This is a genomic window from Nocardioides sp. Arc9.136, assembly GCF_030506255.1.
In the GTDB taxonomy this organism is placed as follows: Bacteria; Actinomycetota; Actinomycetes; order Propionibacteriales; family Nocardioidaceae; genus Nocardioides.
Map to the genome: position 1 here is coordinate 1,313,063 of NZ_CP113431.1, position 19,032 is coordinate 1,332,094.

20 protein-coding genes are annotated in these 19,032 nt (G+C 73.0%); 12 read left to right on the plus strand and 8 right to left on the minus strand.

Annotation, left to right across the window (positions count from 1 at the left end):
• Positions 1 to 14 precede the first annotated feature (14 nt).
• Both OSR43_RS06360 and OSR43_RS06365 read right to left on the minus strand, forming a co-directional pair.
• On the minus strand, positions 15 to 506 hold the full coding sequence (locus OSR43_RS06360) for a MarR family winged helix-turn-helix transcriptional regulator (RefSeq protein ID WP_302270346.1): 492 nt from the start codon (positions 504 to 506) through the stop codon (positions 15 to 17).
• A 173-nt stretch (positions 507 to 679) separates the two neighbouring features.
• Positions 680 to 1,894 carry an acetyl-CoA C-acetyltransferase gene (locus tag OSR43_RS06365; RefSeq protein ID WP_302270347.1) on the minus strand — a complete coding sequence of 405 codons (1,215 nt, stop codon included), beginning with the start codon at positions 1,892 to 1,894 and terminating at the stop codon, positions 680 to 682.
• A gap of 68 nt (positions 1,895 to 1,962) precedes the next feature.
• Here OSR43_RS06365 and OSR43_RS06370 point away from each other — a divergent pair, with 68 nt between their 5' ends.
• On the plus strand, positions 1,963 to 2,823 hold the full coding sequence (locus OSR43_RS06370; RefSeq protein ID WP_302270349.1) for a thioesterase family protein: 861 nt from the start codon (positions 1,963 to 1,965) through the stop codon (positions 2,821 to 2,823).
• On the opposite strand, the gene OSR43_RS06375 is transcribed toward OSR43_RS06370, so the two are convergent.
• Together OSR43_RS06375 and OSR43_RS06380 are read right to left on the minus strand one after the other, a co-directional pair.
• Positions 2,763 to 3,401: an RNA polymerase sigma factor gene (locus OSR43_RS06375; protein WP_302270351.1), complete on the minus strand. Its 639-nt coding sequence runs from the start codon at positions 3,399 to 3,401 to the stop codon at positions 2,763 to 2,765. The two genes, OSR43_RS06370 and OSR43_RS06375, sit on opposite strands and share 61 nt — an antisense overlap.
• Positions 3,380 to 4,201, minus strand: coding sequence for a hypothetical protein (locus tag OSR43_RS06380; protein ID WP_302270352.1), 822 nt, complete (start codon positions 4,199 to 4,201; stop codon positions 3,380 to 3,382). Before OSR43_RS06380 ends, OSR43_RS06375 begins: the two co-directional genes overlap by 22 nt.
• Positions 4,202 to 4,535: 334 nt before the next feature.
• Here OSR43_RS06380 and OSR43_RS06385 point away from each other — a divergent pair, with 334 nt between their 5' ends.
• Complete coding sequence (locus tag OSR43_RS06385; protein WP_302270353.1) at positions 4,536 to 5,222, plus strand: DapH/DapD/GlmU-related protein; 687 nt, start codon at positions 4,536 to 4,538, stop codon at positions 5,220 to 5,222.
• A gap of 3 nt (positions 5,223 to 5,225) precedes the next feature.
• Here the strand turns inward: OSR43_RS06385 and OSR43_RS06390 are convergent, their stop codons facing one another.
• Positions 5,226 to 5,618, minus strand: a complete 393-nt coding sequence (locus tag OSR43_RS06390) for a globin (RefSeq protein ID WP_302270354.1) — start codon at positions 5,616 to 5,618, stop codon at positions 5,226 to 5,228.
• A gap of 110 nt (positions 5,619 to 5,728) precedes the next feature.
• Between OSR43_RS06390 and OSR43_RS06395 the strand changes: the two genes are divergently transcribed.
• Positions 5,729 to 6,157, plus strand: coding sequence for an OsmC family peroxiredoxin (locus OSR43_RS06395; protein ID WP_302270355.1), 429 nt, complete (start codon positions 5,729 to 5,731; stop codon positions 6,155 to 6,157).
• Between the two features lie 81 nt (positions 6,158 to 6,238).
• Here the strand turns inward: OSR43_RS06395 and OSR43_RS06400 are convergent, their stop codons facing one another.
• On the minus strand, positions 6,239 to 7,282 hold the full coding sequence (locus OSR43_RS06400; protein WP_302270356.1) for a mechanosensitive ion channel family protein: 1,044 nt from the start codon (positions 7,280 to 7,282) through the stop codon (positions 6,239 to 6,241).
• Between the two features lie 114 nt (positions 7,283 to 7,396).
• Between OSR43_RS06400 and OSR43_RS06405 the strand changes: the two genes are divergently transcribed.
• Positions 7,397 to 7,759: a hypothetical protein gene (locus OSR43_RS06405; protein WP_302270357.1), complete on the plus strand. Its 363-nt coding sequence runs from the start codon at positions 7,397 to 7,399 to the stop codon at positions 7,757 to 7,759.
• Complete coding sequence (locus OSR43_RS06410; RefSeq protein WP_302270358.1) at positions 7,746 to 8,135, plus strand: DUF5130 family protein; 390 nt, start codon at positions 7,746 to 7,748, stop codon at positions 8,133 to 8,135. Before OSR43_RS06405 ends, OSR43_RS06410 begins: the two co-directional genes overlap by 14 nt.
• An 87-nt stretch (positions 8,136 to 8,222) precedes the next feature.
• On the opposite strand, the gene pepN is transcribed toward OSR43_RS06410, so the two are convergent.
• On the minus strand, positions 8,223 to 10,787 hold the full coding sequence (gene pepN, locus OSR43_RS06415; RefSeq protein WP_302270359.1) for an aminopeptidase N: 2,565 nt from the start codon (positions 10,785 to 10,787) through the stop codon (positions 8,223 to 8,225).
• A gap of 112 nt (positions 10,788 to 10,899) precedes the next feature.
• Between pepN and OSR43_RS06420 the strand changes: the two genes are divergently transcribed.
• The 3 genes from OSR43_RS06420 to OSR43_RS06430 are packed head-to-tail and all read left to right on the plus strand — an operon-like array spanning position 10,900 to position 14,605.
• Positions 10,900 to 12,546 (plus strand): CHAP domain-containing protein, encoded by a 1,647-nt coding sequence (locus OSR43_RS06420; protein ID WP_302270360.1) that lies wholly within the window; start codon positions 10,900 to 10,902, stop codon positions 12,544 to 12,546.
• A 31-nt stretch (positions 12,547 to 12,577) separates the two neighbouring features.
• A complete protein-coding gene (chrA, locus tag OSR43_RS06425) occupies positions 12,578 to 13,945 on the plus strand; it encodes a chromate efflux transporter (RefSeq protein ID WP_302270361.1) in 1,368 nt (455 codons plus the stop codon).
• A gap of 57 nt (positions 13,946 to 14,002) precedes the next feature.
• Entirely contained in the window at positions 14,003 to 14,605 is a 603-nt protein-coding gene (locus tag OSR43_RS06430) for a DsbA family protein (RefSeq protein WP_302270362.1), read from the plus strand.
• A 24-nt stretch (positions 14,606 to 14,629) separates the two neighbouring features.
• Here the strand turns inward: OSR43_RS06430 and OSR43_RS06435 are convergent, their stop codons facing one another.
• Complete coding sequence (locus OSR43_RS06435; protein WP_302270363.1) at positions 14,630 to 15,307, minus strand: GPP34 family phosphoprotein; 678 nt, start codon at positions 15,305 to 15,307, stop codon at positions 14,630 to 14,632.
• A gap of 74 nt (positions 15,308 to 15,381) precedes the next feature.
• On the opposite strand from OSR43_RS06435, the gene metG reads away from it, so the two are divergent.
• The 4 genes from metG to OSR43_RS06455 are packed head-to-tail and all read left to right on the plus strand — an operon-like array spanning position 15,382 to position 19,019.
• A complete protein-coding gene (gene metG, locus OSR43_RS06440) occupies positions 15,382 to 17,178 on the plus strand; it encodes a methionine--tRNA ligase (protein WP_302270364.1) in 1,797 nt (598 codons plus the stop codon).
• Between the two features lie 58 nt (positions 17,179 to 17,236).
• The gene (locus OSR43_RS06445; protein ID WP_302270365.1) at positions 17,237 to 17,539 is read left to right on the plus strand and encodes a hypothetical protein; all 303 of its coding nucleotides are present in this window, start codon (positions 17,237 to 17,239) and stop codon (positions 17,537 to 17,539) included.
• 27 nt (positions 17,540 to 17,566) lie between these two features.
• Positions 17,567 to 18,136 carry a hypothetical protein gene (locus OSR43_RS06450; RefSeq protein WP_302270366.1) on the plus strand — a complete coding sequence of 190 codons (570 nt, stop codon included), beginning with the start codon at positions 17,567 to 17,569 and terminating at the stop codon, positions 18,134 to 18,136.
• Between the two features lie 13 nt (positions 18,137 to 18,149).
• Positions 18,150 to 19,019, plus strand: coding sequence for an alpha/beta hydrolase (locus tag OSR43_RS06455; protein ID WP_302270367.1), 870 nt, complete (start codon positions 18,150 to 18,152; stop codon positions 19,017 to 19,019).
• Positions 19,020 to 19,032 lie beyond the last annotated feature (13 nt).

Here is a 19,032-nt window from a genome sequence, read left to right on the forward strand (position 1 = left end):
GGTCCGGCCGCGGCTCAGCGCTGGCGGATCTCCATCTCCGGGTGGGCCGTCACGAGGTGGTCGGCCGCGGCGCCCATGACCCGGCCGAGGGCGGCGAAGTCGTCCTCGCTCGCGAGGTCGACGAGGTGGTCGCGGACGCCCTGCACGTGCACGGGCGCGGCCCGGCGCAGCAGGTCCAGGCCCTTCTCGGTGAGGGTGCAGACGATGCCGCGACCGTCCTCGGGGGAGCTGGAGCGGCGCACGAGGCCGGCCTTCTCCATCCGGGCGACGGTGTGGGTGACCCGGCTGCGGCTGTGCGCGAGCGCGTCCGCGAGCTGCGCCATCCGCATCTGCCCGTCCCGCTCGGAGAGCCGCACCAGGATCTCGTACTCCACCAGCGAGATGTCGAAGCCGGCGCGCAGGTCGTCGTCGAGCCGGTCGAAGAGGAGGGTCGTCCCCATGACCAGGGACCGCCACGCCCACTGCTGCCGGTCGTCGAGCCACTGCGGTCCGGTCGCCTCTGCCACGGGGTCACTCTAGGCGGGCGGGACGCCGGTCGGCCGCATCCCGGCGCGCCCGTCGGGACCCGCTGCAGGATCGGTGTGGCGCACGACCGCGCCCAGCGGCGTGGCCGGGCAAGCAGAACGCCTGGCCACATTCCGTGGCCAGGCGTTCGCGGGGTCCAGCGACGAGCGGGTGCTCAGATCCGCTCGAGGACCATGGCCATGCCCTGGCCGCCACCGACGCAGAGCGTGATGAGGCCGGTGGTCTTGTCGTGCCAGTCCAGGCTGTTGAGCATGGTGTTCTGGAGCCGGGCACCGGTCATGCCGAACGGGTGGCCGACGGCGATCGCGCCGCCGTTCACGCTGAGCCGGTCCAGGTCGATGCCGAGCTCCTGGTAGGACGGGATCACCTGGGCGGCGAACGCCTCGTTGATCTCGACCAGGTCGATGTCGTTGATGCTCATCCCGGCGAGCTTCAGCGCCCGCTTGGTCGCCTCGACCGGGCCGAGGCCCATGATCTCCGGGGAGAGGCCCGAGACGCCGGTGGAGACGATCCGCGCGAGCGGCGTGATCCCGAGCTCGGCGGCCTTGGTGTCCGACATCATCACGACGGCGGCGGCGCCGTCGTTGAGCGGGCAGCAGTTGCCCGCGGTCACGACGCCGTCGGGGCGGAAGACCGGCTTGAGCTCGGAGAGCGCCTCGAAGGTGACACCGGCCCGGGGGCCGTCGTCGGTCGAGACCACGGTGCCGTCGGGCGTGGTGATCGGCGTGATCTCACGTGCCCAGAAGCCGTCCTTGATGGCCTTCTCGGCGAGGTTCTGCGAGCGCGCGGCGTACCGGTCGGACTCCTCGCGGGTCACGCCGCGCAGGCGCGCGACGTTCTCAGCGGTCTGGCCCATGGCGATGTAGACGTCGGGCAGGACGCCGTCCTCGCGCGGGTCGTGCCAGTCGACGCCGCCCTCGGCCATCTGCTTGGTGCGGGCCTTCGCGTCCTCGAACTTCGGGTTGTGGGTGTCGGGCCAGTGGTCCGAGGTGCCCTTCGCGAAGCGCGACACGGTCTCGACGCCGGCGGAGATGAACACGTCGCCCTCGCCGGCCTTGATCGCGTGGAAGGCCATCCGCGAGGTCTGCACCGAGGAGGCGCAGTAGCGCGTCACGGTCGCGCCCGGGACGGCGTCCATGTCGTTGAGGACGTTGACGATCTTGGCCATGTTGTTGCCGGACTCGCCGCCCGGCAGGCCACAGCCGAGGTACAGGTCGTCGACGGTGCTGGGGTCGAGCTCCGGGATCTTGTCCAGGGCGGCCTTGACGACCTGGGCGGCCAGGTCGTCGGGGCGGATGTCCTTCAGCGAGCCCTTGTTCGCTCGGCCGATGGGCGAACGGGTGGCAGAGACGATGACGGCTTCGGGCATGCAGAACTCCGATCTCGGGGGATGTGCCGCCTCAGACTAGATCAGCGCCGGCTGGAAGGATCTGCGGTGTGAGACACGTCTACGAGTGCCCGACCCGCTGGGGCGACATGGACCTGCTGGGCCACGTCAACAACGTCGTCTACGTCGACTACCTGCAGGAGGCGCGCGTCGACATGCTGCGCACCCACGGGCGCTCCCGCGACGCCGAGGAGCTCGCCGAGGGTGCGGTCGTCGTGCGCAACGAGGTGACCTACCGGGCGCCGCTGTTCTTCGACTTCCGGCCGGTGCTCGTCGAGTGCTGGGTCACCGAGCTGCGGGCCGCCACGTTCACGCTCGCCTACGAGGTCTTCCACGAGCACGAGGACGGCTCGCGCACGGTCTACCTCCAGGCCGCGACCGTCCTGACGCCGTACGTCTTCGCCGAGGAGCGCCCGCGGCGGCTCACCGCCGAGGAGCGTGCCGGCCTGGCGGTCTACCTCGAGCCGGCCGAGGCGTCCCCGCGGGTGGCCGTCGCCGCCCGGCCGGCGGGCGCCGGCCACTACCCCGTGCAGGTCCGCTTCTCCGACGTGGACGTCTACCGCCACGTCAACAACGTGACGTACTTCGAGTACTTCCAGGAGGCGCGCATCCACTACTTCGAGCAGCTGTGGGGCGAGCTGCGACGGACGCTGGAGCAGCCGCTGCTGGTCGTCGCCCGCAAGGAGGTCGACTACCGCGTGCCGGTGCTGCACCGGCCCGCGCCGTACGACGCGTGGTCGTGGATCTCGCGCGTGGGCACGACGTCGTTCGACGTCCGGTCCGAGCTGGCCGACGGCGACACGCTGCTCGCCCGCGCGCACACGACCATCGTGGTGGTCGACCGGGAGGCTCAGCGCCCGACGCCGCCCCCGCCGCCGTTCCGTGAGGCGTTGGTCGCCGCGCTGGCCTGAGCCGCGCCGGCGGCCGGGTCCGGCCCGTCCGGCTGGTGCGGAGGGCCGTCGAGCAGGCCCAGGCCCCGCAGTCGGCGCAGGCCCCGGTGCCGGGCGACCCGGACGGCGACCGCGCTGATGTCGAGGGCCCGGGCCGTCGCCTCGGTGTCGAGGCCGACCACCTCCAGGCACCCGATGACGTCCCGCTCGCGCGGCGGGAGCTGGGCGAGCACCTGGCGGACCCAGTCCTTGCCCACCAGGTAGGTCTCCGGCGCCTCGGCGACCTCCCGCACCTGCTCGTCGGCGGTCGGGTCGGTGCGCCGCCGGTCGCTCTTGCGGCGCGCGTTCATGCCGACGTTGCGGGCGATGCCGAACAGCCACCCCGCGAACTGCTCGCCGGTGCCGGTGAACTCGTGGATCTTGCCCGCCGCGGTCAGCCACGCCTCGGAGGCGACGTCCTCCGCGGCCATGGCCGAGTCGCCGGAGGGACGCGTCTGCAACCACACGACGAGACGCCCGGCGTGGTCGACGTACAACCTCCGCCAGGCGTCCTGGTCGCCTTCCTTGGCGCGGGTGATCAGCTCGTCGTCTGAGTCCACCCGCGGTCCCCGCTGCCGGCACCCTTGCCGCCGTTGCCCTGCCCGTTGGCGTTGCCCTGCCCGTTCCCGTTGGCGTTGCCTTGGCCGTTGGTGTCGCCCTGGCCGTTGCCTTGGCCACCGCCCGGCTCGCCGCCGCCGTTCCCGACCTCGGTTCCAGGCCCGTTCGCCGGACCCTGGGCGTTGCCGCCGCTCGGGTTGCCGCTGCCGCCGTTGCCGTTGTTGGCGGGGTTGCCCGAACCGGGGCCCTGGCCGTTGGACTGGCCGCCGCCCTGGCCCTGGCCGAGCCCGGGGTTGTTCCCGGGGCCGTAGCCCGGCCCGTTGCCGTTGCCGGGACCGTTCGCGTTCCCAGGACCGGTGTCGCCGGCGGGTGTGCTCGATCCGGCGGAGGGGACCGTTGAGGTGCCCGGCCCGCCCGGCCCCACGGGGGAGGTGCTGACGGGCGAGCCGGGCGTCGCGGGCCCCGAGGCGCCGGGCGCACCCGGCGACCGCGAGGGGTTCCGCGACGGCCCGCCGGAAGGCGCCGACCCGTCGGTCGGCGTGGAGCTGCCCGGCGGGGCGCTGGGTACGTCCGGCTGGACCGGTTCCTGCGTCGGCCGCGGCTCCGGGGGAGCCGAGCGCTCGTGGTCGACGACGGCGGCGATGGCAGCGCCGCTGCCCGCGAGGGCGGCGACCGAGGCGACGGCGAGCGCGGCGCGGATGCGCGCCGGTCGCCGGGTGCGGGGAGACGGTGCGGACGCTGCGGCCAGCGAGGCCAGGCGCGCGACCAGAGCGTCGTCGGGTCGCAGGTCGGGGGGATCCACCCGCAACCGTTCCGTGCTCGGTCGTGCCATCTCTCGCTGCCTCCGTCCGCGTGCAGAACGGTAACGCCTGGAGCGCCACCGCGGCGCCTGCGCACCACTGGTCCAGCCGGGCGGAGTGCCCGGTCGTCGCTACTTGTCGCCAGGCACGTCGGGCGTTACAGCGGGCGTGCCTGTGCCCCGCCGGTTGGTTGCTCCGGCGGGTTGTGGGGTCTCGACGACGCTCGCTGGCGCTCGCTGCTCGACCAGCAGTGCGGCGGGGGTCTCGGCGACACTGCGCCAGGCCCGCGGCTGCGTACGGCCGCTCCCGGCGGGCGCCCGACGCTAGGGTCCGGGCGTGAGCCCGATCGCCCGCCTGGTCAACCGTGCCGTCCACGCCGGGTGGAGGTGGGTGGACCGGGCCGGGGAGATCGTGCCGGGGACCCGGGCGGCGCGCGAGTTCGGGAGCTTCGGGGCCGGGTCGTGCATCGACTTCCCGCCGGCGACGATCCTCGGCGCCGGCTCGATCCACCTGGGGTCGGGGACGCTGGTCGGGCGGCAGGTGACGCTGTCGGTCGGGTGGGGGACCGGCGAGCAGGTGCTGCCCCCGCGCGGTCTGGTGATCGGCGACCGGTGCATCCTCGGCGCCCGCACGAGCATCACGGCCCACGAGTCGATCGAGATCGGCGACGACGTGTTCTGCGGGCAGGGGGTGTTCGTCACGGACGCGAGCCACGGCTACCAGGTGCCGGACCGGCCGGTGGGGGCGCAGTTCGGGGCCTCCGACCCGGTCGTGGTCGGGGCGGGCTCGTGGATCGGGCACCACGCCGTGCTGCTCCCCGGGACGCGGCTGGGGCGCAACGTGGTCGTGGCGGCCGGGTCGATCGTCCGCGGGGTGGTCGAGGACCACGCCGTGGTGGCGGGCAACCCGGCGCGGGTGGTGCGCCGCTACGAGCCGGGGGTCGGCTGGGTCGGGTCCAACGGCGACGTGCGACCGGTGCTGGCCGACGACCTGGACGGCCTCACCCGGGCCGCGACCGGCTGAGCCTCAGGACGCCGCAGGCGGCTCGTCGAGGGTGTTGACCATGAACTGGGCGGCATGGGTGACGTACTCCCAGAACTGCGCGTCCTGCTCCGGGGTGAGGTCGACCGAGTCGAGCCCGGCGCGGAAGTGCCGAAGCCAGTGGTCGCGCGACTCCGGCGTCACCTGGAACGGCGCGTGCCGCATCCGCAGGCGGGGGTGGCCGCGGGTCTCGGAGTACGTCGTGGGACCGCCCCAGTACTGCACGAGGAACAGCAGGAAGCGCTCCTCGGCCGGGCCGAGGTCCTCCTCGGGGTACATCGGGCGCAGCACCTCGTCGGTCGCCACGCCCTCGTAGAACTTCGCGACGATCCTCCGGAACGTCTCGAAGCCGCCGATCTCCTCGTAGAACGTGGTCACACGTCCATTCTGCCGACGGCCGTCCAGCCCGTTGAATCCGCGTGCGAGACTCGCGACGAACGGGCCTCCCGGCCCGCCCACCGACGACAAGTCACAGGAGTGATCGACGCATGGCAACGACGCGCACCGCGCAGACCACCTGGCAGGGCTCGCTCCAGGAGGGCTCCGGCTCCGTGGAGCTCCAGTCCTCCGGCGTGGGGACCTTCGACGTCTCCTGGCCCTCCCGGGCCGAGTCGGCGAACGGGAAGACCAGCCCCGAGGAGCTCATCGCCGCGGCGCACTCCTCGTGCTTCTCCATGGCGCTCTCCGCCGCCCTCTCCAAGGCCGGCACCCCGCCGACCACGCTCGAGACCAGCGCCGAGGTCGAGCTGACCCCCGGCACCGGCATCACGGGCATCAAGCTCACCGTGGTCGGCACCGTCGAGGGCGTCACCGAGGAGCAGTTCGTCGAGGCCGCGAACGGCGCCAAGGAGGGCTGCCCGGTCAGCCAGGCGCTGGCCGGCACGACGATCACGCTGGACGCCTCGCTCAAGGGCTGACCGGCTCCACGCCGTACGACGCACAGCGGCCCGCCCGGTGATCCGGGCGGGCCGCTGTCGTGCTCGGTGTCGGGTGCGGGGTCAGACCTTCTCGGTGGCGTCCGCGCCCGCGGCGTCGGCGTCCGCGGCGACCGGCGGCTGGGCCTTCTCGTCGTCGCGGTGCCACACCACGCGCTGGGCGAACGGGATCTCGATGCCCTCGTGGTCGAAGCGGGCCTTGATCCGCTGGCGCAGCTCGCGGGCCACGCCCCACTGCTCCATCGGCGCGGTCTTGACCATCACCCGCAGGGTGACCGAGTCGGCCGCGAGCACCTCCACGCCGGTCACCTCGGGCTCCTCGATGACCACGTTGCGGAAGTCGTCGTCCTCCCACATGCCGTGGCTGACGTCGCGCAGCACCTCCTGGACCCGGACCAGGTCCTCGCCGTAGGCGACGTTGACGTCCACGACGGCGCGGGACCAGTTCTGGCTCATGTTGCCGACGCGGAGGATCTCCCCGTTGGGGACGTACCAGACGGTGCCGTTGAGGTCGCGCAGCCGCGTCACCCGGAGGCTGACCGCCTCGATGGTGCCGGTGGCCTCGCCCACGTCCACGACGTCGCCGACGCCGTACTGGTCCTCGAAGATCATGAAGATGCCGGACAGGAAGTCCTTGACCAGCGACTGGGCGCCGAAGCCGAGCGCGACGCCGACGATGCCGGCGCTGGCGATGATCGGGGCGATGTTGACGCCCAGCTCGCTGAGGACCATGGTGCCGACGATCGCCACCAGGATGCCGGTGATCACGCTCTTGAGCAGGTCGCCCATGGTCTTGGCGCGCTGCACCCGGCGGGTCTGGGTGGCGGCGTCGCGGGCCGCGACGGCATGGACGGCCTTGCCGCGCTTCGGGAGGCGGGTCACCCGGTCGGGGAGCACGCCGTCCTCGGCACTGGCGACCAGCCGGTCGACGACCTTGTGCAGCGCCCAGCGCACGAGGAGGCCGAGCACCAGGAGCACGGTGACGGCCAGCGGCTTGCCGATGATGACGTCGGCGACCTGGGCCACGGTGTCGTTGCCGAAGAGGTCCAGCGCGACCTCGCAGGTCTGCTCGCCCTCCTCGCAGGGGGCGGCGGTGGCGGAGAACATGGGGACCATGTCTAACAGGTCCGCACGGGCCCGCCGAAGCCTCGGACGACCGGTGTGAGCCATCCGACCGGACGGGCCTCCGAGGTCGCCGAGGGGTGCCGATATCCTGCCTCCGTGACCGCCACGTTCTCCTCCCTCCGTCGGGCCGCCGCGCTCCTCACCGGCCTCCTCGTCGTCCTGACCGCCGGTGTCGCGCTGGCCGCCCCCGCGAGCGCCGACGTGCCCGAGGGCTGGTCGGACCCGGACCCGGTCAACACGCTGCACGCGCTGCTCCTGCTGGGCGGCGTCCCGCTGCTGCTCTTCGTCCTCATCTGGCTGCTCGTCTACGTCCCCGCCATGGTGCGCGGCGAGCGCGTCGCCCCCGGCACGGCCACCGCCGAGGACCAGTGGATCGGCGGCCCGCGCAAGTCCACCGCCGAGCTCGCCGGTCCTGACGGCGACGACTCGCAGGCCGGTGGCGCCAGTGCCCGCTGGTGAACCCCTGACCCCGGCCCAGCGGACCCGCCTCGACGAGGCGATCCGCGCGGCCGAGCGTCACTCGAGGGTCGAGTTCTCCGTCTTCATCGGCCATGCCGAGGGGCCGGCCAGGCCGTTCGCCACGCAGCTGCACAACTCGCTCGTCGCGCCGGCCCGGAGCATCCTGGTGATGGTCGACCCCGGCGCACGCACGCTGGAGATCGTCACCGGCGGCTGGGTGCGCCGCTCGCTGACCGACAAGGAGGTCGAGCTGGTCGCGCTGCACATGCAGCAGGCCTTCGCCGAGGACGACCTCGTCGGCGGCCTGGTCCGGGGCATCCAGATGCTCGCCGACCACGCCCGCTCGCCCCAGACCCTGCACGCGCCCGAGGCCTGACCCGGGCAGCGCCCGACGCCCCGACGTACGACGACGGCCGGCCTCCCCGAGGGGAGACCGGCCGTCGTCGCGTACCGGGCCGGACCGTCAGGCGCGGGCGTCGCGCTCCTGGGCGGCCAGGGCGCGGACGACCTCGGCGCGGGCCTCGCCGACGTAGCGCTGGGCGCCCGTGGGGGCGTCGTTGTCGGCGAGCCAGGCGTCGAGCCGGGCGACGGTCTCCGCGGAGGCGAGCGCCTTCGGGAAGCCGTACTCCAGGACGACCGAGCCCTTGTGGAAGCCGAGGAGGTCGATCGCGGTGTCCGCGGCCTCCAGGTACTTCTCGAGGTACGGCGCGAGGACGTCCTCCTGGCCGAACCGGAAGATCGAGAAGACCATCTCCCGCGACGTCTCGTTGGGCGTGGCCGGGTCCATGACCGCCGCCCAGCCGGCCTCCTTGGCCGCGGCCGTCGGCTGCGCGACGCGGGCGGCGGCGGCCTTCTCCTTGCCGGCGTTGGTCGGGTCGCGGTCGAGCTCGGCGTCGATCTCCGCCTCGCCGATCGCGCCCGTGCGGGCCAGGTTCTTCACCAGCTCCCAGCGCAGGTCCTGGTCCACGCTGAGGCCCTCGACGGTGAAGGAGCCGTCGAGCAGCCCTCGCAGGTCGGCGACGGCCTGCTCGCCGTGCGCGGCGAGCGCGTAGGAGCGGACGAAGGTGAGCTGGTGGTCGCTGCCGGGCTCCGCGGCGAGCAGCAGCTCGCGCAGGCCCGACTCCCACTCGGCCTTCAGAGCCGGGCGGCCCGCCGGGTCGGAGTAGAACTCCACGGCCAGCGCGGTCGAGGCGGGGATCCGCGTGACGCCCCACGCGTCGGTCTCCTGGCCGATGTTGGCCAGCACCAGGCGCACCCAGTCCGTCGTGCGCATCTCGCCGTCGCGGGTCATGTCCCAGGCGGCGCCCCACGCGAGCGCGCGGGGGAGGGAGTCCTCGAGCCTGGAGAGCCCGGAGACGACGGTGGCCAGCGACCGCTCGTCGAGGCGGATCTTGGCGTAGGCGTGGTCCTCGTCGTTGAGCAGCAGCAGTGCCGGCTGCTCGCGGCCCACCAGCTCCTCGACGGCGGTCGAGGCGCCCTCGACGTCGACCTCGACGTACTCGCGGCGCACGAGCCGGCCGCCGACCTCGTCGTAGAGGCCGATGCCGAGGCGGTGCCGGCGCAGGGTGGGCTGGTCGGGGTGGGCGCTCTGCTCGACGGAGAACGACGTGTAGCGGCCCTGGCCGTCGAGCTCGAAGCGCGGCGCGAGGGTGTTGACGCCGGCGGTCTGCAGCCACTCCTGCGCCCAGCCGCCGAGCTCACGGCCCGAGGACCTCTCGAGCGCGGCGAGCAGGTCGGCGAAGGTGGCGTTCCCGAAGGCGTGGTCCTTGAAGTACTGCCGCAGGCCCGCGACGAACGGGTCGAGGCCGACCCAGGCGACGAGCTGCTTGAGCACCGACGCGCCCTTGGCGTAGGTGATCATGTCGAAGTTGACCTCGACCGCGTGCAGGTCGACGTTGTCGGCCGCGATCGGGTGGGTCGAGGGCAGCTGGTCGGCGCGGTAGCCGGTCTGCTTTCGCGCGTTGGCGAAGCCGGTCCAGGCGTCGGTGAACTCGGTCGCCTCGGCCTCGCACCAGTAGCAGGCCCACTCGGCGAAGGACTCGTTGAGCCAGAGGTCGTCCCACCACTTCATCGTCACCAGGTCGCCGAACCACATGTGCGCCATCTCGTGGGTGATGACCGAGGTGCGGAACTCGTAGAACGAGCGCGGCTGGCGGCTGCGGGGGAGGTACTCGTCGCGCAGCGTCACGCAGCCGGCGTTCTCCATCGCGCCCATGTTGTACTCCGGCACGTAGAGCTGGTCGTACTTGCCGAAGGGGTAGGGGAAGTCGAACTTCTCCTCGAAGAACTCGAAGCTCTGCTTGGTGATCTTGACCAGCTCGGCGGTGTCCATGTGCTCGACCAGCGACTGGCGGCAGTAGTGGCCGAGCGGGATCGACCCGTGCTTGCCCTCGTAGACGTCGTGCTCGGCGTGGTACTCGCCGGCCACGATCGCGGTGATGTACGTCGACATCGGCTGGGTCGGCGCGAAGGCCCAGACGGCCGCGCCGGCGTCGCCGTCGACGGCGCGCGGCTCGGGCGTGGGGGAGTTCGACACCACGACCCAGTGGGAGGGCGCGGTGACGGTGAAGGTGAAGGGCGCCTTGAGGTCGGGCTGCTCGAAGGTGGTGAACACCCGGCGCGCGTCGGGGACCTCGAACTGGGAGTAGAGGTAGACCCGGTCGTCGGTCGGGTCGACGAACCGGTGCAGGCCCTCCCCGGTGTGGGAGTAGGTGCAGTCGGCACGGACGACCAGCACGTTCTCGGCCTGGAGCCCGGGCAGGGCGATCCGGCTGTCGGCGTACGCGGTGGCGGGGTCCAGGGGCTCGCCGTTCAGCGTGATCTCGTGGACCTCGGCGTCGACGAGGTCGGCGAAGGTCTCCGCGCCGGGCTCGCGGCAGGTGAACGCGATCGTGGTGGTCGAGCCGAAGGTGCCGGTGTGCTCGGCCGCGGTGGCGGCCGTGAGGTCGAGGTCGATGGCGTACGACGTGACGTCCAGGAGGGCTGCGCGGGTGGCGGCCTCGTCCCGGGTGAGGTTGGTTCCAGGCATGGGAGGATCCTGCCACCGGCTCGCAGGGGCGGTGCAGGCGCCCGAGCAGCGCCGGAAGAAAAGTTTCCCGACTCGCGTGTCGGTGCTTGACATCTTTCACTAGAGTGCCGCTGTGCCCCAGCAGTCACAGCCGTCCCGTGCGCCGCAGACCTCCCCGGTCCGGCGTCCCGCCGCGGCCCTCGTGCTGCTCGTCAGCACCCTCCTCGGCCTGGTCGCCGGGCTCGTCGTGGTGCCGGTCGCGCCGGCCGCGGCCGCCTCGACGTACCTCTGCACCGGCTACCAGGGGTGCCGCCAGGCGGGCTACTCCAACGCCGGCTACGAGGCCGCCGGCTCGAAGATGTACTGGCGGATGTACGCGGGGCACAACTGCACCAACTACGTCGCCTACCGGATGGTCAAGAGCGGCATGCCGGACGACCGACCGTGGTCCGGCGGCGGCAACGCCGAGAACTGGGGCCGGGCGATGGCGTCGATCACCGACGCCACCCCCATGGTCGGTGCCGTCGCGTGGTGGAAGGCCAACACCGGCGGCGCCGGGTCGGTCGGCCACGTCGCCTACGTCGAGCAGGTCGTCTCCGCCTCCGAGATCGTGGTGTCCGAGGACAGCTGGCGCGGCGACTTCCACTGGCGGCGGATCACCAAGTCCGGCGGCAGCTGGCCCAGCGGCTTCATCCACTTCAACGACCGCGTGGTCGTCAACGACGCGCCGCCGGCCGTCGTCGGCACCCCGACCGTGGGCCGGCCGGTGACCGCGGACGCCGGGGCGTGGCAGCCGACGGCGACGTACTCCTACCAGTGGCTGGCCGGTGGCAAGCCGGTCGCCGGTGCCACGAGCTCGACGTTCACCCCCACGCCCGCCCTCAAGGGCACCCAGCTCGCCGTTCGGGTCACCGCCCAGCGCAAGGGGTACGCCGCGGCGTCGGCGACCTCCCCGGTCGCCCCCGCCGTCGCGCCGGGCGCGCTGGAGCCCGGGCCCGCGCCGGCCATCAGCGGCACCGCGGAGGTCGACCAGACCCTCACCGTCTCGCAGCCGACGTTCACCCCCGCCCCGGAGAAGCAGGCCGTGCAGTGGCTGGCCGACGGCCGGCCGATCGCCGGCGCGACCGGGTGGTCGCTGGAGCTCGGCCAGGAGCAGATCGGCGCGGCCGTGTCGGCGCGGGTCACGGCGAGGTCGGCCGGCTACACCAAAGCCGTCGTCGAGGCGGCGCCCACCCCGAAGGTCATCGCCGGCACCATCGAGGTGACCGACCAGTTCCGGGTCCGCGGCGTGCCGCGCGTGGGGCGGACGCTGACGGCCGTGGACGGCCGGTTCTCCCCGGCCGACGCCGAGGTCACGCGGACCTGGCTGCGCGACGGCACGCCGGTCGGCACCGGCCCGACCTACGTGCTCACCCCCGAGGACGCCGGGCACCGGATGTCGCTGCGCGTGGACCTCGCCGCCCCGCACTACCGGAGCGCGACGAGCACCGTCCGCACCGAGGGCAGCGTGGCGACCACCTCCTCGCTGGCGGTCCGCGCGACGGGCAGGGCCGGCAGGGCGGTGGTCGTGGTCGACGTCAGCGCCCCGGGCCTCAGCGGACCCGGTGGTCCGGTCAAGGTCAAGGTCGGCGGCCGGACGGTGACCGCGACGGTCGTGGGTGGCCGGGCACGGGTCGTGGTCGCAAAGGTCAGGGCGGGTCGCCACCAGGTCACCGTCGTGTACGCCGGCACCTCGCTGGTCCGCAGCAGCCGGGCGACCACCACGGTGGTCGTGCGCTGACGCCGGCCCCGGCGTCTGCCACGATCCGTCCGTGAGTCGAGCACCGGGCCGGCGCGAGTCGCAGGTCGTCCCCCTCCGGGAGGCGACGGCCGCGTGGTTCCGCATCTCCCTGCAGACCTTCGGGGGGCCGGCCGGCCAGATCGCGGTGATGCAGCGCGAGCTGGTCGACGAGCGTCGCTGGCTCGGCGAGCGGCGATTCCTCCACGCGCTGAGCTACTGCATGCTGCTGCCGGGGCCGGAGGCCCAGCAGCTCGCGATCTACACCGGGTGGCTGCTCAACGGCTGGCTCGGCGGACTGGTGGCCGGGGTGCTGTTCGTCCTCCCCGGCGTCGTCGCGCTCCTGGCGCTGTCGTGGCTCTACGTCGCGCAGGGCGACAGCGTGGTCGTCACGGGGCTGTTCCTCGGTCTCGCGCCCGCGGTCGTCGCCGTCGTGCTCCAGGCGGTGCTGCGGATCGGTGGCCGCTCGCTGCGGCACCCGGCGCTGGTCGCGCTGACGGTGGCGGCGTTCCTGTGCCTGGCGGTGCTCGACGTGCCGTTCCCCGTGGTGGTGCTCGGTGCGGGCCTGGTCGGCTGGCTGGTCGGGCGGCGGGTGCCGGCGTTCGCCCGGCCGCGGGAGGACGAGGCGGCCGACGGCCCGCCGCCGCTCGTGCCCGACGACGCGCTCCACACCGCCCCGCCCTCGTGGCGCCGCAACCTGGTCGTGCTCGTCGTCGGCGTCGTGCTGTGGGTGCTCCCGGTCGTGGCGGCATGGGCGCTCGCCGGTGGCCGGTCGAGCGTCTACACCGACCAGGGCCTGTTCTTCGGCGGCATGGCGCTGGTGACCTTCGGCGGCGCCTACGCGGTGCTGTCCTACGTCGCGCAGGCGGCCGTGGAGACCTACGGCTGGCTGGGCGCGGGGGAGATGGCGCGCGGGCTGGCGCTCGCGGAGGCGACCCCGGGCCCGTTGATCATGGTCGTGCAGTTCGTCGCGTTCCTCGGCGCCTACCGCGACCCCGGCGGTCTCGACCCGTGGCTGGCGGCCGTCCTGGCCTCGCTGCTCACGGTGTGGGTCACCTTCGTGCCGTGCTTCCTCTTCATCTACCTCGGCGCGCCGTACGTCGAGCGGCTGCGGGGCAGCGCGTCCCTGTCGGCGGCGCTGGCCGGGGTGACCGCGGCGGTCGTCGGGGTGATCGCGAACCTGGCGCTGTTCTTCGCGGTGCACACCCTCTTCGCCGACACCCGGCACGTCGGGCTGGACCACCTCGGGCTGGAGCTGCCCGTGTGGTCGTCGTGGTCCTGGCAGGCGGTGCTCGTGACCGCGGTGGCGCTGGTCCTCGTCCTGCGCCTGCGCTGGTCGGTGCTGCGCACACTCGGGGCCTGCGCCCTGCTCGGCCTGGTGCTGCACCTGCTCACCCGCTGACCCAGCGGCCGGGTGAGCCGCGGAACACCCGTCGGCCGGCCGGTGTTGACTGCAGCCATGACCACCAACGCCGACTTCTGGTTCGACCCCGCCTGCCCGTTCGCCTGGATCACCTCGCGCTGGATCCTCGAGGTCGAGAAGGTCCGCGACATCTCCGTCACCTGGCACCTGATGTCCCTGGCCTACCTCAACCAGGACAAGGACATCCCCGAGGAGTACCGCGAGTTCCTCAAGACCGCCTGGCAGCCCGTGCGGGTCGTCATGGCCGCCGAGCAGGCCCACGGCAAGGAGGTGCTCCTGCCGCTGTACACCGCGCTGGGCACCCGCCGGCACAACGAGGGCCAGGACCTCACCCGCGAGGTCATCGAGTCCGCCCTCGAGGAGGCCGGCCTGCCGACCTCGCTGGCCGACGCGATGGACGACTCCTCCTACGACGAGGCGATCAAGAAGTCCCACCACCTCGGCATGGACCAGGTCGGCGACGAGGTCGGCACCCCGACCATCGCCATCGAGGGCACCGCGTTCTTCGGGCCGGTGCTGTCCTCGATCCCCAAGGGCGAGGAGGCCGGCAAGGTCTGGGACGGCGCCGTCCTGCTCGCGGGCTACCCCTACTTCTTCGAGCTCAAGCGCTCGCGCAACGCCGAGCTCGACTTCAGCTAGCCGGACCCGGCTGGCTCGACCCGGCTAGCTCGACCCGGCGGTCGCGGCCCCTCCGGCCGCGACCGCCGCGGTCATCGCCGCGGTGGAGGCGGCGATCGCGTCCTTGACCGCCTTGGCCGCCCAGTCGCCGTCGGCCAGCGCCTTCGCGCGCTTGCGCACCTCGCCGCCCGACATGCCCTGGTGGTCGACGGTCTTGTGGGCGCGGCCCAGGGCGTCGAGCAGCGCCACCAGCGCGCGGGTGCGCTCGTCGGGCTCGGCGCCGGAGACCAGCGCGGCGGTGAGCGCGCGCCGCACGGCGTCCTCGTGGGTGGAGTCGACCGCGGGCCAGGTCCGGCGGGGGAACAGCCCCAGCACCTTGTCGGTGCGCTGCTCGACCATCCCGCGGCGCTCCAGGCTCGCGAAGAGGTCGTCCTTGACGCCCTTGCCGAGCCGGTTGACCAGGTCCTGCGCGCCGCGCTCCTTCTCGGCGACCGTCGCCAGGGCCGCGGCGAGCAACGGGTCCTGCGGGGCGGCGGCCGGCGCCGGGCGCACCTTCGCGGAGTGCCAGAAGCCGCGCTTGTCCTCGACCTCGACGGCCCCGGCGAGCGCCAGCTCCACAAGCAGCGCGCCGCCGAGCGCGGTCTGCAGGTAGGTGCTCGCGGCGACGGTGCCCTTCTCGTCGTCGAGCAGCAGGAGGAGGAGGTCCTCGGCGATGAGCGTCATGCGGATCACGCTAGCGCCGTCCGCGGCCCGCACCGGCGCAGGCGCGAGCGGACCGCGACCCTAGGATCGGCCCCATGAGTCGAGTCCTGTCCGCCGTCGCCTGGCCGTACGCCAACGGCCCGCGCCACATCGGCCACGTCGCCGGTTTCGGTGTGCCCTCCGACGTCTTCAGCCGCTACATGCGGATGGCCGGGCACGACGTCCTCATGGTCTCCGGGACCGACGAGCACGGCACCCCGATCCTCATCGCAGCCGACGAGGCCGGCGTGTCGCCGCAGGAGCTCGCCGACCGCAACCACCGGATCATCGCCGAGGACCTCACCGCGCTCGGGGTCTCCTACGACCTCTACACGCGCACCACGACGCGCAACCACCACGCGGTGGTCCAGGAGCTGTTCCTCGGGGTCTACGAGAACGGCTACTTCGTCGAGCAGACGACGTACGGCGCCATCTCCCCGTCGACCGGCCGCACCCTGCCCGACCGCTACATCGAGGGCACCTGCCCGATCTGCGGGTACGACGGGGCGCGCGGCGACCAGTGCGACAACTGCGGCAACCAGCTCGACCCCGCCGACCTGAAGAACCCCGTCTCGCGGATCAACGGCGAGACCCCGGAGTTCGTGGAGACCCAGCACTTCTTCCTGGACCTCCCGGCGCTCGCCGACGCCCTCGGCGCCTGGCTCGACGAGCGCGCGGCGACCGGCCTGTGGCGGCCGAACGTCATCCGGTTCAGCCAGAACATCCTCAAGGAGATCCGGCCGCGCGCGATGACGCGCGACATCGACTGGGGCATCGCAGTGCCGCTGGACGGCTGGCGGGAGAACCCCACCAAGAAGCTCTACGTGTGGTTCGACGCCGTCATCGGCTACCTCTCGGCGTCGATCGAGTGGGCGCGGCGCACCGGCGACCCGGAGGCGTGGCGCCAGTGGTGGAACGACCCCGAGGCCCTGTCGTACTACTTCATGGGCAAGGACAACATCACCTTCCACTCCCAGATCTGGCCCGCGGAGCTGCTCGCGTACGCCGGCCGGGGGGACAAGGGCGGCGAGCCGCGCGAGTACGGCGTGCTGAACCTGCCCACCGAGGTCGTCTCCTCGGAGTTCCTGACCATGGAGGGGAAGAAGTTCTCCTCCTCCAAGAAGGTCGTCATCTACGTCCGCGACCTGCTGAGCCGCTACCAGCCCGACGCGTTCCGGTACTTCGTGGCGGCCGCCGGCCCGGAGAACCAGGACGCCGACTTCACCTGGGCGGAGTTCGTGCGCCGCACCAACGACGAGCTGGTCGCCGGCTGGGGCAACCTGGTCAACCGCACGGCGAACCTGGTGGCCAAGAACTTCGGGGAGATCCCCGCCGCCGGCGAGCTGGCGCCCGAGGACGAGGCCGTCCTGGCCGTCGTCGAGGCGGCGTTCGGCACGGTCGGCGACCTGATCGGCCGGCACCGCCAGAAGCAGGCGATCGGTGAGGCCATGCGCGCGGTCGCCGAGGTCAACAAGTACGTCTCGGACTCCGAGCCCTGGAAGCTCAAGGGCGAGGACCAGCGCGAGCGGCTCGCGACCATCCTGCACGTCATGGCGCAGTGCGTCGCCGACCTCAACCTCGTGCTCGCACCGTTCCTGCCGTTCTCGGCCAACCTGGTCGACGCCGCCCTCGGCGGTGCCGGCGACGTGGCGCCGATGCCGCGGCTCGAGGACGTCGAGGACCTCGACGGCGGCGCGCCGTACCCCGTCATCACCGGCGACTACTCCACCGCGCCCCGGTGGGAGCGACGCCCGGTGGTCGTCGGGACCCCCGTGGCCAAGCCGACCCCGGTCTTCACCAAGCTCGACACCTCGGTCGTCGAGGAGGAGCTCGCCCGCCTCACGGGGGAGTGAGAACCAGGCCGGCTCCCAGGCGGCTCTCGGACCGGCCCCAGGTGGGTACGGGTCGGTCATGACGAGCGAACCCATCGACGAGGCCCAGCTCCGCGTGGCGACCCAGCGCGCCGTGGACGCCACCGCGACGGCGTACACCGAGGACGCCTCGATCGACGTCGAGGACACCCTGCGCCGCGAGATGGCGCAGGCGGGCATGGCGCTCGACGACGACCGCTGGGTCCGGGAGGTGGCCCACGCCGTGCGCTCGGGCCACCCGGTCAGCTTCGCCGAGGAGGGCGCCGCCGGACCCACCGGCGCTCCCGCCGACGAGGAGCCGACCTCGCCCGGCTCGCTGGGCGGCGACAACGGCGGCGCGTGAGCGTCGCCTGCCCCTAGGCTGCGGCGCATGAGCGCCGAGATGTACCTGCCGACCTTCTTCGTCAAGCAGAAGTTCGCGATGACGACCAACCGCTACGAGCTGTACGCCGCGAACCCCGACGGGTCCTTCGGCCAGATGTACGGCTTCGCGGAGCAGAAGCGGATGGCGTTCAAGGAGCAGGTGACGTTCTTCAGCGACGCATCCAAGAGCCGTCCGGTCTTCGCGTTCAAGGCGCGCAAGAAGATCGACCTCAACGCGGGCTACGACATCACCGACGAGGCGGGCCAGCAGATCGGGTTCTTCCGCAAGGACTTCGGCGCCAGCCTGCTGCGCTCGACGTTCCACGTGGAGGGTCCCGGCTACCAGGGGACCGGGCAGGAGCGGAGCCAGGCGGTCGCGCTGATCCGCCGGTTCACCGACATCCCGTTCCTGCCGATCCACTTCGACTTCGTCTCCGCCGACGGCCAGCCGCTGCTCGGCGTCGAGCGGCAGGGTTCGGTGCGCGACAAGTACACCGTGCACGTCCCCGACCAGCGCGTCGACTTCCGCGTCGCCGCGGCGATCGCCGTCGGCCTCGACGCGCTGATGCAGCGCTGACCGGGGCGCCGCCGTGCTGTTCCCCGAGTCCCGTCGCGCGCTCGAGCAGCCGTCGGGGCCGCCGGTGTGGTCCGACGAGCACGACCTCGACGCCGAGCGGGCCCAGGCCCGGGCGACGGCGATGGCCGAGCCCCGCGAGGACGTCGCGGAGGTCCGTGACGTCGACGCCGACGGCGTCCCGTGCCGGCTCTACCGGCCGGCCGGCGCGCGCCCGGGCGTCGTCCTCCACGCACACGGCGGCGGCTTCGTCTTCCACGACGTCGAGGTCCACGACGCCTCGGCCCGGCGGCTGGCCAACCGCACCGGCCTGTCGGTGCTGAGCGTCGACTACCGCCGCCCGCCCGAGCACCGCTTCCCCGCCGCGCCGGACGACGTCTCGTCGGCGGTGCGGTGGCTGCAGGCGCACGAGGCGGGTCCGTTCGTCGCGCACGGCGACAGCGCCGGCGGCAACCTCGCGCTGGTCGCCGCGCTGCGCCACCCCGGGGTCTTCGCGGCAGCGGTGCTGGTCTACCCCTTCCTCGACCCCACCGCCGGGGCGGACTCCTACCGGACCGCCGCCGACGGCTTCGACCCCCGCGAGGCGTCCTGGTACTGGGAGCAGTACGCCGCCGCGCCGGCCGACCTCGAGCACCCAGACCTCGCGCCGCTGCGCTCGGACCGGCTCGGCACGCTGCCGCCGACCCTGGTGGTGACCGCCGAGCACGACCCGCTCCGCGACGAGGGCGAGCAGCTCGCGCTCCGCCTGGCCGAGGAGGGGGTCGAGGTGGTCGCCACGCGCTACCAGGGGCAGCTGCACGGCTTCTGGCGCCACCCCACCGTGTTCCCGGCGGCCGAGGCCCTGATGGGCCAGGTGGCCGGGTTCCTGCGCCAGCACGTCCCCTGAGAGGATCGGGCCC